Annotated in this window: 10 protein-coding genes; 6 read left to right on the top strand and 4 right to left on the bottom strand. The window is 63.2% G+C overall.

Features of this window, described 5'->3' with window-relative positions; genetic code table 11:
* The first annotated feature begins 6 nt into the window (after nt 1–6).
* The 4 genes from ACQY8Q_RS18190 (at nt 7) to ACQY8Q_RS18175 (ending at nt 4,185) form a co-directional block, all read left to right on the top strand.
* Nucleotides 7–939 (top strand): MBL fold metallo-hydrolase, encoded by a 933-nt coding sequence (locus ACQY8Q_RS18190; protein WP_428427856.1) that lies wholly within the window; start codon nt 7–9, stop codon nt 937–939.
* Nucleotides 939–1,394, top strand: coding sequence for a thiol-disulfide oxidoreductase DCC family protein (locus ACQY8Q_RS18185; RefSeq protein ID WP_428427855.1), 456 nt, complete (start codon nt 939–941; stop codon nt 1,392–1,394). Before ACQY8Q_RS18190 ends, ACQY8Q_RS18185 begins: the two co-directional genes overlap by 1 nt.
* Complete coding sequence (locus ACQY8Q_RS18180) at nt 1,391–3,085, top strand: DUF4166 domain-containing protein (RefSeq protein ID WP_428427854.1); 1,695 nt, start codon at nt 1,391–1,393, stop codon at nt 3,083–3,085. Before ACQY8Q_RS18185 ends, ACQY8Q_RS18180 begins: the two co-directional genes overlap by 4 nt.
* Before the next feature lie 203 nt (nt 3,086–3,288).
* Nucleotides 3,289–4,185 carry a LysR substrate-binding domain-containing protein gene (locus tag ACQY8Q_RS18175; protein ID WP_428427853.1) on the top strand — a complete coding sequence of 299 codons (897 nt, stop codon included), beginning with the start codon at nt 3,289–3,291 and terminating at the stop codon, nt 4,183–4,185.
* A gap of 10 nt (nt 4,186–4,195) precedes the next feature.
* Here the strand turns inward: ACQY8Q_RS18175 and ACQY8Q_RS18170 are convergent, their stop codons facing one another.
* Nucleotides 4,196–5,104 (bottom strand): DUF1499 domain-containing protein, encoded by a 909-nt coding sequence (locus tag ACQY8Q_RS18170; RefSeq protein WP_428427852.1) that lies wholly within the window; start codon nt 5,102–5,104, stop codon nt 4,196–4,198.
* 294 nt (nt 5,105–5,398) lie between these two features.
* Between ACQY8Q_RS18170 and ACQY8Q_RS18165 the strand changes: the two genes are divergently transcribed.
* Nucleotides 5,399–5,782 (top strand): hypothetical protein, encoded by a 384-nt coding sequence (locus ACQY8Q_RS18165; RefSeq protein WP_428427851.1) that lies wholly within the window; start codon nt 5,399–5,401, stop codon nt 5,780–5,782.
* Between the two features lie 39 nt (nt 5,783–5,821).
* The gene (locus ACQY8Q_RS18160) at nt 5,822–6,073 is read left to right on the top strand and encodes a hypothetical protein (protein ID WP_428427850.1); all 252 of its coding nucleotides are present in this window, start codon (nt 5,822–5,824) and stop codon (nt 6,071–6,073) included.
* A gap of 94 nt (nt 6,074–6,167) precedes the next feature.
* Here the strand turns inward: ACQY8Q_RS18160 and ppdK are convergent, their stop codons facing one another.
* The 3 genes from ppdK to smc all read right to left on the bottom strand — a co-directional run bounded on the left by ppdK (nt 6,168) and on the right by smc (nt 14,148).
* Complete coding sequence (gene ppdK / locus ACQY8Q_RS18155) at nt 6,168–8,834, bottom strand: pyruvate, phosphate dikinase (protein WP_428427849.1); 2,667 nt, start codon at nt 8,832–8,834, stop codon at nt 6,168–6,170.
* A 134-nt stretch (nt 8,835–8,968) separates the two neighbouring features.
* Complete coding sequence (locus tag ACQY8Q_RS18150) at nt 8,969–10,591, bottom strand: diguanylate cyclase domain-containing protein (protein WP_428427848.1); 1,623 nt, start codon at nt 10,589–10,591, stop codon at nt 8,969–8,971.
* Between the two features lie 92 nt (nt 10,592–10,683).
* The gene (gene smc, locus ACQY8Q_RS18145) at nt 10,684–14,148 is read right to left on the bottom strand and encodes a chromosome segregation protein SMC (protein ID WP_428427847.1); all 3,465 of its coding nucleotides are present in this window, start codon (nt 14,146–14,148) and stop codon (nt 10,684–10,686) included.
* Nucleotides 14,149–14,205: the final 57 nt, after the last annotated feature.

The raw sequence follows: 14,205 nt of genomic DNA, 5'->3' as shown, positions 1-14,205 counted from the left end.
CGGCGCATGGACGGTCCGGATTTCGACCTCGACTTCAAGCCCGCCCATGGGGAAGCGGTGACGGTGGCCGACGGGGTGCAGCGCATCACCGTCAACAATCCCGGCCCCTTCACCTTCCATGGCACCAACAGCTACATCGTCGGCGGCACATCGGTTGCGGTGATCGATCCGGGGCCGGAGGACGAGGCGCATTTCCAGGCGCTGATGGCGGCGCTGAAAGGCCGTGAGGTCAGCCATATTGCGGTGAGCCACACGCACCGCGACCACTCGCCGCTCGCCCGGCGGCTGAAGGCGGAGACCGGGGCGCTGATCGTGGCTGAAGGGCCGCATCGAGCGGCACGGCTGCTGCATGCCGGCGAAATCAATCCGTTCGCCGAAAGCTCGGACATGGATTTCGCGCCGGATATAACGCTGGCCGATGGCGACAGGGTTACGGGCGATGGCTGGGCGCTGACGGCGCTTCTCACACCCGGCCATACCGCCAACCATGCGGCCTTCGCACTCGGCAATCCCGGCGAGACCGGCATCGTCTTTTCCGCCGATCATGTCATGGCCTGGGCGACCTCGATCGTCGCGCCGCCGGATGGATCGATGACCGATTACATGGCGTCGCTGGAAAAGCTGCTTGGCCGCGACGACCGGCTCTATCTGCCCGGCCACGGCGGCCCGGTGAGAGAGCCCGCGGCGTTCCTGCGTGGCCTGCGCGCCCACCGGCGGATGCGCGAGCGCGCCGTTTTGGAGCGAGTGCGGGCCGGTGACAGCCACATAACCGAGATGGTCAAGGTGATCTACGCCACCACCGATCCAAGGCTGCATGGCGCTGCGGCACTGTCGGTGTTTGCCCATCTGGAGGACCTGCTCGAGCGCGGACAGGTCGAGACCGATGGGGCACCCTCACTCACCGGCACCTTCCGACTGGCACCAGGCGGGGCAAGCTGATGCAACCGAGACAAGCCTATAGCTACCGCAACGATCCGTCCGTGCCGGATTTTACCGACGATCATCCGATCATCGTCTTTGATGGCGAATGTATCTTCTGCTCGGGATGGGTGAATTTCGTTCTGCGCCATGACCGGCAGGGCCGCTATCGCTTCATCACCGCGCAATCGCCGCTCGGCGAGGCACTTTACCGTCATTATGGTCTCGACAGCCGCAATTACGAGACCAATATCCTGCTCGATGCCGGTATCGCCTATCTGAAATCCGAAGGGTCGTTCCGCATGGCGGCCGGCCTCGGCTTTCCGTGGACGCTGGCGTGCGTTTTCCGCGTGATCCCGAGACGCATCCGCGATCCGCTCTACGAAGTGGTGGCGCGCAACCGCTACCGGATCGCCGGCCGCCGCAACAACTGCTTCGTGCCGACACCGGAACACCGTGCCCGGTTTCTCGCATGAGCGCGGAGCGGCTGCGCGTTCTTGTCCTCGGTGGCTATGGCACATTCGGCGGCAGACTTGTCCGGCTGTTGGCCGATGAACCAAGGCTGATACTGCTGGTTGCCGGTCGATCGCTGGAAAAGGCCAACGCGTTCATCGGAAGCGTCGAGGCGAAAGCCATGCTCGAGCCCATCTTGATGGATCGTAACGGCGATGCGGACGCCGTGCTTTCCGCATTGAAACCCGATCTCGTCGTCGATGCTTCCGGCCCGTTTCAGGATGCCGGTCCCGATCCCTACCATCTGGTCAAAATCTGCATCGCGCGTGGTATCTGCTATCTCGACCTTGCCGATGCGACTGCCTTCGTGACCGGCGTTTCCAGTCTCGATGCCATGGCGAAGGCTCAAGGTGTCTTCGCCCTCTCCGGTTGCAGCAGCTTTCCGGCGCTTTCCTTTGCAGCGCTGGAGGCGTTGAAACCGGGATTTGCCAGTATCGCCACGGTGACATCAGGCATCGCCCCCTCGCCAAAAGTCCGCATGGGCCTCAACGTCATCAAGGCCGTATCGAGCTATGCCGGCAAGCCGGTGGCGCTGATGCGCAATGGCCGACAGGCGACGGGTTACGGCTTGATGGACGGCATCCGCCGCACCATCGCGCCGCCGGGCGGCATTCCGCTGAACAGCCGCCGGTTCGCTCTTGCCGATGCACCTGACCTTGCCCTTCTGCCGGACGCCCTGCCCGGCCTGCAATCCACCTTCACCGGCGCCGGAACCGAGCCACAGGTCTTGCAATGCCTGCTGGCTCTGGGTGGCTGGCTGGTGCGGTTGCGGCTTTTGGCATCGCTTTCGCCGTTCGCTTCGCTGTTTCACCGGGCATCGCGCCTGCTCGCCTTCGGCGAACATCGCGGCGGCATGTTCGTTGCCATCACCGGCCGGGCCGAAGATGGCGGGCCGCTGGCGAGATCCTGGCATCTGGTGGCCGAAGGCGACGATGGCCCATTCATTCCGGCGATGGCGGCGGAAGCGACCATCCGCAACTGGCTTTCAGGGCGGAAACCAGTGTCCGGCGCCCGCCCGGCTGCCGGCGAACTGACGCTTGCGGATTTTGAGCCGCTGTTTTCGCGGTTTGCCATCCGTACCGGTATCCGCGATGACAGCCCGTCACAGGAAGACGCACCGCTCTACCGGCGTTTGCTGGGCCGCGCCTGGACGCACCTGCCGCCCGCCGTGGCCGCGATGCATGACAGCACCATCTCCCGTACCGTCGAAGGCCGCGCCAAAGTCGAGCGCGGCACCGGCCTGCTGGCCCGCTTGACGGCTGCGGTCATCGGCTTTCCCGCTGACAATGCCGATATTCCCGTGCGTGTCCGTTTCGAATACGATGGCGGCCGCGAGACCTGGATCCGCACGTTCGGGATAAAATCCTTTCGCAGCGTGCAATCCGCAGCCTCCGGCCGTGATGCCTGCCTGTTGGCCGAGGATTTCGGGCCGTTCCGGGTGCTGATCGCGCTGGTGCCCGACAACGGCCGCTTGCGGCTGGTGATCCGTGGCTGGCGTCTTTTTGGTCTGCCGCTGCCGCTGTTTCTGGCGCCCGGCGGCGAGACCTTTGAGGAGGAACGGGACGGCACCTTCCGGTTTCATGTCGAAATCACCAGTCCGCTGACCGGCCTGATTGTTCGTTACACCGGCTGGCTTCGTCCGGTCTCCGGCTGAACCGTTCGGCGCTGCCGTCAAGGAATGTCAGGCGCCCGGCGTTGCTCTGCAGCGTTACGAGCAGGATGACATCCATCCAAAGCCTCAGGATCGCATTCATGACATCGTCCTTTTCACAGTCATCGATGCCTGAATGTGATCCCGCTTGCCGGTTGGCGACAAACGAGCTTATTGTCATCTTCGAATGACTTGAGGTTATGCAAATGAAGCGCGGACGTTTACCACTGACCGCCCTGCGCAGTTTCGAGGCGGCGGGAAGGTTGGAGAGCTTTACGCTGGCGGCGGACGAACTGTTCGTCTCGCAGGCCGCCATCAGCCGCCAGGTGCGCGAACTGGAAGCGCTTCTGGGAACGGCACTGTTTACGCGGCATCACCGCAAGGTGCGCCTGAGCGCTGAGGGTGCACGGTTGCTCGAAACACTGGCTTCCGCCTTTGATGGCATCGATGCGCGGCTGGAGGAAATCCGGGCATCCAAGGCTCCTGCGCTTTTGACCATCGATGCCGAACCGGCATTTGCCAGTTGCTGGCTGGTGCCGCATCTCGCCGATTTTCGGGCGCTTCATCCGCAGATCGACGTCTCGGTCGAATCCGAGGCCCGGCTCGTCGAGTTTCGCGGCAGTGCGACAGAACTCGCTATCCGCCACAGCGCCAAGGCAACCGCCTGGCCGCGTTCCGAGGCCCGCAAACTGTGTGAGGTCGCGATGATACCGGTCCTCTCGCCAACAATCCTGACCGGGCCGCCGCTTCTGACACCGCAGGACCTTTTATCCTACACCCTGCTACACGAGGAAAACCGTGATGTCTGGACCCGCTGGTTTGCGACAGCCGGACTGACGCCCGGCACTGAGGCGATGCGTGGCCCGATCTTTGCCGATTGCGCGCTTGCCCTGCAGGCAGCAATGCGCGGCCATGGGATCGCGCTGGTCGATACCATTCTGGCGCAGGATGACCTTGACGCCGGGCGGGTCGTCCAGCCGTTCGATTTGTCGATTCCCAACGGAGCCTATTTTCTGGTGGCGCGCGACTTCGCCCAGCTGTCGCCGGAAGCCCTGGCCTTTGTCGCGTGGATTGCCGGTCGCTTTGCTCAGGCATCCAGCTGACGGCAAGGGATCAATCCCCGGCGATCCCCAGCAATTCCGCATCAAGCGCGTGCAAAAACTGGTCGGCGAAATCGGCACCGAGGCCAAGATCGTGGCCGCCGTAACGCGAGGCGACGCGCATGTCGACAAAAGTGGTTTCGGCCTCTTCGCGCAGCCGGATCAGCACATCGAAACGAAGGCCGACGATCAGGGTGCGCCATTCGCCCTGCAGCAGGATATCGGAGGAGCGCCGGCCTGGCGGCATTTCGCCGGTGACAACTTCGGGGCGCTGCAGCGGGATCGGCACGTCGTCGGGATCGCTATCGGCCGGGGCCGCATCCGAAGGTTTTACGGCCATGTCTTCAAGGTCGGCCTCGGCATTTTCGACGCCTTCCTGCGCAACGATGGTGATGCCGCTCTGCTCGGCGACAGTCTTCACGCCCTGAAACACCCGGTCGAGCGCGCCCTCGTAACGGCGGCCTGTGAGGGCGGGATAGGCAAGCACCTGCGCCTCCCGGTCTGCCGGCGTGATCTCGGCCGATCGCTTGAGCCAGCCTTGCGGCGCATTGGGGGACTTGATCCACGGCGGCGGCGTGACCGGGTCTGTACTCACATCGTAGATCGCCGGCTTGGAGAAATATTCACTGAGCGCAAAGCCCGCAGCCGCAATCGGGACTGCCGCATAGACAAGCGCCACGAACGAGGCAATGCCGCCGACGGCTGCGATCTGCCAGAAGCGGATGAAACCGGCAATCGCAAGCACCACCGCAACCACAGCCAGAGCCGCCGACAACACCATCAGCGCGACGAAATTCGGCGTGACCAGTGGGCCGAAACGATGCGCCAGCAAAGCCCCGATAAAGAGACCGAAGGCAAAGCGGGCGATCCGGCGCGCCCAGCGGGCGGCAACAGATGTGGGGCGCTCATACTTGATCATCATCTGGCAGAATCAATCCCTTGGCCTGATACGGCAACCACCTCTCCTGTTTAGAGCATGATGGCGAAAGCTGTGAAGTGGTTTTCGCGAGATCACCGTGGAGGCACGGCCATGTAACGCGCAAACATCTGCAACGTCTAACATGCCGCAAATTCGCCATTCTCCTTGATCATGTCTTAATGACGGGGATCTGCCGTGTTTCCCGGTTCATCCAGCTTTGGACCGGTTTGCACACACATCGGAATTTCCAGGTACGCGGGAAGACCTGTCTTCCTGCGGCTTGAAAGGAGAGTGAGCATGCTATCATCCGACATGGCCGCACCGGCCACCCAAACAGGAATGCCGGCGTCCGACATCAATCTGACCATGGAACTGCTCGAGCTCGAACTGTCGCTCGATGGCTTCACCACCGGCCCGGACGGCTTCGCCGCCCATGTCCGTGCAGCTGCCGCCGCCATTGACGGCGCCCTCCTGTTCGAGCTGCCTGCCTCCGGCCTGATCGCCGATTGCGATCGCATCGCGGTGCTGCGCATTCCCAGGGACGGCAGCGCTGTCATGGCGACGATCTTTGCCTGCCTGGAAACCGGCGGCAACACGATCCGCATCGAGACGCCGGACGAAACGACGGCGGACCTGAAGAGTTTTGCCGAAGCCTTTGTGGATGTGTTGCAACGTATCTGATAGACAAATTGAAATCTGCAATCGTTTCAAGGTCTCAGCATGTCTATCCGGAAGATCCTGTCGTTTGTCGCGCTTGGCGCAATCCTTGGCGGTTGCACCACACTGACGCCGCAAGAACGCCGCGCCGCTGACGAAACAACCTGCCTGTCCTACGGTTTCCGCCGCGGAACCGATGCGCTTGCCACCTGCCTGCAACGCATCGACCTCGACCGCCGTGCCGAGTCGCGCTCGCTCAGATATGACAATGACCCGATGCTCTGGGGCTGGAACCGGCCGGTCATCGTCCGGTAACGGCACGGGCCTTTCGCAAGGAAATCGCCCACCGACCTCAATAAACTCCAGGAAAATCTACAGAGACTTTGCCGGCGCCGGGCAAATGACCTCCTCACCCCTTGCCGTTGATGGCCGCCTGGGCGGCCGCCAGCCTTGCGATCGGCACGCGGAAGGGGGAGCAGGAGACGTAGTCGAGGCCGGTTTCCTCGCAGAAACGGATGGAGGCGGGATCGCCGCCATGTTCGCCACAGATGCCGAGTTTCAGGCCGTTCTTGGTGCGGCGGCCCCGTTCGGCAGCGATCTGGATCAGTTCGCCGACACCGTCGAAATCGAGCGAGACGAACGGGTCCTTCTCGACGATTCCCTTCTGGATATAGGTATTGAGGAACTGGGCCGCGTCATCACGGGAGATGCCGAAGGTGGTTTGCGTCAGGTCGTTGGTGCCGAACGAGAAGAAATCGGCGCTTTCGGCGATGACATGGGCGCGAAGGGCGGCGCGCGGCAGCTCGATCATCGTGCCGACGAGATATTCGATCTCGATGCCGGCTTCGCCAATGACTTCCCTGGCCACCGCATCGATGCAGGCCTTCACATAGTCTAGCTCGGATTTGAGGCCGACCAGCGGCACCATGATTTCCGGAACTACGGGCGCGCCGGTTTCTCGGGCGGCCTCGACGGCGGCTTCAAAGATGGCGCGGGCCTGCATTTCGCAAATTTCCGGATAGGAAATCGCCAGCCGGCAGCCGCGATGGCCGAGCATCGGGTTGAACTCGTGCAGCGCATCGACGCGCTGGCGCAGTTCCGCGGGGTTCATGCCGAGAACGGCCGCAACATCGGCGATCTCCTCGTCGGTCTTCGGCAGGAACTCGTGCAGCGGCGGATCGAGCAGCCGGATGGTGACCGGCAGACCGTGCATGATCGAAAATAGCTCGGTGAAGTCGGAGCGCTGCATCGGCAACAGCTTGGCGAGCGACACCCGCCGTCCCGCCTCGTCGGCAGCCAGGATCATTTCGCGCATGACATTGATGCGCTCGCCCTCGAAGAACATATGCTCGGTGCGGCAGAGCCCAATGCCTTCGGCGCCAAAGGAGCGGGCAGCCCGCGCGTCGGCTGGAGTTTCGGCATTGGTACGCACCGTCATGCGGCGGCTGGCATCGGCCCAGGCCATGATTTTGCCGAAGTCGCCGGACAGTTCCGGCTGTAGCATCGGGATTTCGCCCTTCAGCACCTGACCGGAGGAACCATCGATGGTGATCACGTCGCCTTTGGTCAGCGTCATGCCAGCGCAGATCAACAGTTCGTTGCGGGCATCGACACGCAGATTGCCGGCGCCGGAGACGCAAGGGATGCCCATGCCGCGCGCAACCACGGCCGCATGGCTGGTCATGCCGCCGCGGCAGGTGAGAATGCCTTCGGCCGCGTGCATGCCGTGAATGTCCTCAGGGCTGGTTTCAACGCGAACCAGAATGACCTTGCGGCCTTCTTTGTTGGCCAGCACCGCCTCTTCGGAGGTGAAGACGATCTCGCCGGTCGCAGCGCCCGGCGAGGCCGGCAGGCCGGAGCCGATAATGTCGCGGCGGGCGCGCGGGTCGATGGTCGGGTGCAGCAGCTGGTCGAGCGAGGCCGGATCGATGCGGGTGACGGCCTGGTCCCTGGTGATCGTACGTGCTTCGGCCATGTCGACGGCGATCCGCAGTGCCGCCTTGGCAGTGCGCTTGCCCGACCGTGTCTGCAGCATCCAGAGTTTTCCGCGCTCGATGGTGAATTCGAGATCCTGCATGTCGCGATAATGGCCTTCCAGCCGGGTACAGATCGCCTGGAATTCTTCAAACGCTTCCGGCATCAGCTTTTCCAGCGATGGCTTGTCGGAACCCGACGCGATGCGGGCGGCTTCGGTGATGTTCTGCGGCGTGCGGATACCGGCCACGACATCCTCGCCTTGCGCATTGACGAGGAATTCGCCGTAAAGCTCGTTTTCGCCGGTGGAGGGATTGCGGGTGAAGGCGACGCCGGTGGCGGACGTATTGCCGAGATTACCGAACACCATCGCCTGGACGTTGACGGCGGTGCCCCAAGCGGCGGGGATATTGTGCAGGTGGCGATAGGTGATGGCGCGCGGATTCATCCAGCTGGAAAAGACGGCACCGATCGCCCCCCAGAGCTGGACTTCCGGATCCTGCGGAAAGGCTTCGCCAAGTTCTTCCTCGATCACCCGCTTGTAGAGCGAGATGATCTGCTGCCATTCGACGGCGGAAAGCTCGGTATCCTGCTCATGGCCGAGACGGCCCTTTTCGTCCTCGAGGATTTCCTCGAAGACCTCGTGGTCGAGCCCCATGACGACATCGGCATACATCTGGATGAAACGGCGGTAGCTGTCCCAGGCAAACCGGGCGTCGCCCGCATCATGGCCGAGCGCTTGCACGGTTGCGTCATTGAGACCGAGATTAAGCACGGTATCCATCATGCCCGGCATCGAGGCGCGGGCGCCGGAGCGGACCGACAGCAGTAGCGGACGCTCGGTATCGCCGAACACGCGGCCGGTGATCGCCTGCATCTTGTCGATGCCGGCCGAGACCTGAGCCTTCAACTCGTCGGGAATGCTGCGGCCATCGGCATAATATTTGCCGCAGGCCTCGGTGATGATCGTCAGGCCGGGCGGAACCGGCAAACCGAGATTGCACATCTCCGCCAGATTGGCACCCTTGCCGCCCAGGAGATCACGATCGCCCGCATTTCCTTCAGCTTCTCCCCCGCCGAAGGTATAAACCCACTTTGTCATGCCATTTCTCCACCCATTCGGCTCCCACCGCAGGCTACAGTATCCTTTTTGGCTTTAAAATGCATCGGTGGCGGAATTTTGCTGCATTGCAGCAAAATCACGATAAAATCTGTCACAAAATAGAAAAACGGCGCTCACGCAGCCGTGCGGCTGCGGCGCCAGGTGCTCTTGCCCGAGGCTTTCGCTTGATACAGCGCCGTATCGGCGGCGCTCATCAGCTCGTCGGGGTCAAACCCGTTGTCGGGCGCCACCGCAATGCCGATGCTGACGCTGATACCGATCTGGCGGTCTGCGATGCCAAAGGGTTTGCCAAGCGCCAGGATACAGCTGTCGGCGATATCGGCGACCTTGGCAGCGGAGGCATGCTGCAGAATGGCAAACTCGTCGCCACCGAGCCGTGCCACCAGATCGCCATTTAGCAGCACGGATTTCAGCCGCTCGGCCACCTGCTTGAGCAGCATGTCGCCGGCGGCATGGCCGAAGGTATCATTGACCGGCTTGAAGCCGTCGAGATCGAGGTAATGCACGGCCAGCTCCTGCCCGTCACGCGCTGCCCTGACCAGCGCGGATTCAAGCTTCTGGCGAAACTGCATGCGGTTCGGCAGGCCGGTCAGCGGATCATGATGGGCAAGGTGGGTGGCATGCGCTTCGGCGCGGATGCGGTCGCTGACATCGGCGATCGTCAGTAACAGCCGCCGTGACGGCCCCTCGTTGATGATACGCACATAGATCAACACATGATGTTCGGTGCCGTCGGCCGCCTTCTGATGCCAGACGGTGCGTGCCTCGCAATCCCCCTCAAGCCCGCGCAGCATGGTGCCAAGCCGCTCGCCTTCGCCGCCCGCATGAAAGTCGGTGACGCTCTTTTGCAGCATCGCCTCGACGGGGAAACCGTAGAGCCTGACCGCCGCACTGTTGACCGCGACGATATCGAGCGTTGCGGCATCGCAGACCATCATCGGCATAGGATTGGCATCGAACAGCAGCCGGAACGATTCCTCGCGGCGCTTGAGATCGGTGATATCGATGCGCATGCCGATAGCGCCGCCATCCGGCGTGCGGCGGTCGTCGTGGCGCACCCAGCGACCATCCCGCAACATCTGCTCTTCCTGCGAGACCGGAAGCCTGTGCTTCTTCATCCGCTCTTCGATCCAGTGTTCCGGATCCGTGATCAATTCGGGCATTTCGCCACTGGCCAGGCTGATTTCGAGAATCTCGCGGAAGGGCATGCCGGGGCGCAGATGACCGGCGATTTCCGGATAGAGCGCTGCGTATTTCTCGTTCCAGAGGATGTAACGATCCTGCGCATCGAACACGCAAGCCGCCTGCGGCAGCATGTCGATAAAGAAGCCGAGACGCCGGTGGGCAGCCCTCGCTTCCAGCAGCGCCTCGTCATTCTGCCGCTCAAGCTCAAGCCGCATCGATTCCAGCGAGCGTTCATCGATGAGATCGCGAATGACGATGCCGATCAAAGCATCGCTGAACCGCACGACCGAAAGCTCGACGGGTATGACGCTGCCATCGCCTCGCAAAAGCAGCGTTTCACGGCGGAAGGATTTGGCAGAAACGTTAGAAACTGCGTGCCATTCAGGCAGAAGACGCGACACCGGTGTCCGCGCCAGAGCAGAGCCTGCGCCGGACATCGCGCTTAACGCCTCATTGGCAAACACGATGGCGCCGCCCGCATTCACGCACAGGGACGCCACGGGAACAGCTCCCAAAAGCATCAACGCATCTGCGCCCGTGAAATCCGTCAAGCGTCATACCCTCCGGCAATCCAGCTCAGCCCTTTACAGGCCTGTCGTCGAAAGTGTGCGCCCAGATATGAAAGATATCCTTACTGAATTTTTTAGACAGCTTCGCGCAGCTGTTCCGCCATCTGCAGGTCAACGGAGACGAGCTGGGAGACGCCCTGCTCGGCCATGGTGACGCCGAACAGGCGGTTCATGCGGGCCATGGTGATCGGGTTGTGGGTGATGATGACGAAGCGGGTCTCGGTCGAGGCGGCCATCTCGTCCATCAGGTTGCAATAGCGCTCGACATTATGGTCGTCGAGCGGTGCATCGACTTCGTCGAGCACGCAGATCGGCGCCGGGTTGGTGAGAAACACCGCAAAGATCAGCGCCATCGCCGTCAGCGCCTGCTCGCCGCCCGATAGCAGCGTCATCGTCTGCGGCTTCTTGCCCGGCGGGCGGGCGAGGATTTCGAGGCCGGCGTCGAGCGGATCATCGCTCTCAATCAGCTGCAGTTCGGCCGTGCCGCCGCCGAACAGGTGGGTAAACAGCCGCTGGAACTGGACGTTGACGATGTCGAATGCGGCCAAGAGCCGTTCGCGGCCTTCGCGGTTGAGGTTCTGGATCGCCGAGCGCAGTTTGCGGATCGCATCGATGATGTCCTCGCGCTCCTTCAGCATGGCGTCGAGCTTGTCGGACAGTTCCTTCTGCTCTTCCTCGGCGCGCAGGTTGACGGCACCGAGCCGCTCGCGCTCGATCTTCAGGCGGTCAAGTTCGCGCTCGATCTGGCGGACGTCCGGCAGCTCGGCATCGACGGCAAGGCCGGTGAGCCGCATTACCTCATGCGGGGCGCAATTCAGTACTTCGCGGATACGGGCCTCGCCTTCGAGGCGTTTCTCGCGGGCGGAAACAAGCCGTTCCTCGGCCCGGCCACGCTTTTCGCGGGTCTCGGCCAGTTCCGACAAGGCGGTGACGGCGATGCGGTCGGCGTCGCGCTGGCGGGTTTCGGCGACGGTCAGGACATCGGCTGCCTGGCGGCGCGCCTCTTCGGCCTTCGACAGTTCGTTCATCAGCGCCCGGCGCTTCTCGTCGAATTCGTCGGGAGCCTCAAGCAGCTCTTCGGCTTCCTCGCGCGCCTCGCTTTCGCGCTCGCGCAGGGTCTCGATATGCTCCTGCGCACTCGCCGCCCTAGTATTCCAGGTCTGCCGCTCGGCAGCGATGGCCCGGATGCGGCGTTCGCGGGCTTCGTTTTCGCGGGCAAGGCCATCGTTGATGGCACGGGCCTCGGCGACCAGCGCCCGGTCTGTCGCAACCGTGGTCATCTGGCTGTTGAGTTTTTGCTCCAGCCCGGCAACGTCGGGGGCGTCCTCGAGCGCCTCGCGGCCCGCTTCTATCTGCTCGCTAATTTCCTCGACCTGCAGCGCAAGCTGGCTCGAAGTTTCGGCCAGAACCGCGCGGCGGCGGACGAGATCGCCGGATGCACGCTCGGCGGCGGCAAGCGCATCGCGGGCTTCGGCAAGCTTGCGCACCACCATGCGCTGGGTTTCGCGCGACAGCCGCAGGCGTTCGTCCTCGGCACGAATGCGAGCCGCAGCAGCAGCAAGCTCGGCTTCGCGCGCGGCCAGCTGATCGCGGGCGTCCGTGAGTTCACCTTCGAGTTCGGCGAGACGGTTCTTCTGGGCCAGTCTCAGCGCTGCAGCACTCGGCGCATCGGCGCCCGTGACATGGCCATCCCAGCGCCAGACGGCACCGTCGCGGGTGACCAGCCGCTGTCCGGTTTTCAGCAGCGGCAGCAGGCGCTCCGCCGTCGCGTCATTCTCGACAATGCCAATCTGGCGCAGGCCACGATCCAGCGTTTTTGGCGCACGCACATGTTGGGTCAGCGATATCGCGCCATCCGGCAATTGCGGATCATCCGAGGCATCGCCGGGCGCACGCCAATGGGCGGGCGCATCGGGGTCCAGCGGGGACTCCAGATCTTCGCCAAGCGCGGCGCCCAACGCCGTCTCGAAACCGCGATCGACCTTCATGTCATCGACGACAGGCGGGGCAGCGCCCTGAACGGCGGAGGCCTCCAGCATGCGCCGGATGGTGCGGGCCTCGGTTTCGATACCGTTGACCCTTGAGCGGGCTGCATCGACGGATGGGCGGGCGGCGGCTTCGACTTGCCGGGCAGCAGCCAGCGCCTCCTCGATGTCGGCAACGGCATTTTCCGCCTGCTCAAGCGCCGACTCGGCGGCCTCGACCTCTTCCTGCTTTTCGGCCGGATCCGGTAGCGTTTTAATCTGCCGGTCGAGTTCGTCGAGATCGCGGTTCTGGTCAGACAGCTGGCGGGCCAGGCGCGCCTGCCGCTCGGCAAGATCGCGAATGGTCTTTTCAAGCTGGTTGCGCGATGCCTGGGCCTCGGCCTTTTCGGCCGTCAGCAGACCAAGCTGCCGTTCGCTTTCCGACAATCTTTCGCTTGCATCGGCAAGCCGTTCACGGGCTTCCTCGGCACGCTCGCCGGCTTCGGCCAGCATATCGGCAAGCTCTGTCTCTTCCTCGTCCAGTCGCGCCAGAATAGCGGCATTGTCGGCGACCATCCGCTCCTCGCGAACAATATCCTCGCGCAACTGAGACAGGCGGCGCTGCAACTCGTCGCGGCGGCGCAGAATACGGCCGGCGTCCTCCTCGAGCTGCGACTTGGCGATCTGCAGACGTTGCAGCGCGGCGGCAGCCCTTGCTTCGGCTTCGCGCAATTCCGGCAGTTTCAGGCTGGCAACGGCCTGTGCTTTCGCCGCCTCCATCTGCGCTTGCGCCTTTTCGGCCACCAGCGATGTCGCCTGGTTCAGCTGGCTATCGGCTTCGCCCTCGGCTTCCTTAGCCTGCACCCAGCGGATATGCAAAAGCATTGCCTCGTGGCGGCGGATATCCGACGACAGCATCTTGAAGCGATTGGCCTGACGCGACTGCCGCTTCAGGCTCTCGATCTGGCTTTCGAGCTGCGAGGTCACGTCCTCCAGCCGCTCGAGATTGGTCTCGGCGCCCTTCAGGCGAAGCTCCGCCTCATGGCGGCGCGAATGCAGCCCGGAAATGCCTGCGGCTTCTTCGAGCAGCTGGCGCCGTGCCTGAGGCTTGGCGGCAATCAGCTCGCCGATCCGGCCTTGGCCCACCATCGACGGCGAACGCGCGCCGGTCGAGGCATCGGCAAACAGTAGCTGCACATCCTTGGCGCGGGCTTCCTTGCCGTTGATCCGGTAGACCGAACCGTTCTCCCGCTCGATCCGCCGCGTCACCTGGATTTCGTCGCTATCGTTGAAGGCGGCCGGCGCTGTGCGATCGGTATTGTCGAGATAGAGCCCGACTTCGGCGGTGTTGCGGGCGGGACGATTGCCGGAACCGGAAAAGATCACGTCGTCCATGCCGGACGCCCGCATGTTCTTGTAGGAATTCTCCCCCATCACCCAGCGCAGCGCTTCGACCAGATTGGACTTGCCACACCCGTTCGGCCCGACAACGCCCGTCAGCCCGCGCTCGATGACGAATTCGGAGGGTTCGACGAAAGACTTGAAGCCGAGAAGGCGGAGTTTGGTGAATTTCATGCCGTGTGCCCCTTCTTCTCCCCAGCGGGGAGAAGGTGGCCCGAAGGGCCGGATGAG

Origin of the sequence: Pararhizobium sp., assembly GCF_965279435.1 — a bacterium.
Lineage (GTDB): Bacteria > Pseudomonadota > Alphaproteobacteria > Rhizobiales > Rhizobiaceae > Pararhizobium.
The sequence above is the reverse complement of the archived record's forward strand: the minus strand, read 5'-3'. Positions and strand labels throughout refer to the sequence as shown.

Coding starts and splice junctions, on each gene's coding strand:
- ACQY8Q_RS18175 (WP_428427853.1), top strand. CDS start 3,289: ATGAAGCGCGGACGTTTACCACTGACCGCCCTGCGCAGTTTCGAGGCG.
- ACQY8Q_RS18160 (WP_428427850.1), top strand. CDS start 5,822: ATGTCTATCCGGAAGATCCTGTCGTTTGTCGCGCTTGGCGCAATCCTT.
- ACQY8Q_RS18165 (WP_428427851.1), top strand. CDS start 5,399: ATGCTATCATCCGACATGGCCGCACCGGCCACCCAAACAGGAATGCCG.
- ppdK (WP_428427849.1), bottom strand. CDS start 8,834: ATGACAAAGTGGGTTTATACCTTCGGCGGGGGAGAAGCTGAAGGAAAT.
- ACQY8Q_RS18180 (WP_428427854.1), top strand. CDS start 1,391: ATGAGCGCGGAGCGGCTGCGCGTTCTTGTCCTCGGTGGCTATGGCACA.
- smc (WP_428427847.1), bottom strand. CDS start 14,148: ATGAAATTCACCAAACTCCGCCTTCTCGGCTTCAAGTCTTTCGTCGAA.
- ACQY8Q_RS18185 (WP_428427855.1), top strand. CDS start 939: ATGCAACCGAGACAAGCCTATAGCTACCGCAACGATCCGTCCGTGCCG.
- ACQY8Q_RS18190 (WP_428427856.1), top strand. CDS start 7: ATGGACGGTCCGGATTTCGACCTCGACTTCAAGCCCGCCCATGGGGAA.
- ACQY8Q_RS18170 (WP_428427852.1), bottom strand. CDS start 5,104: ATGATGATCAAGTATGAGCGCCCCACATCTGTTGCCGCCCGCTGGGCG.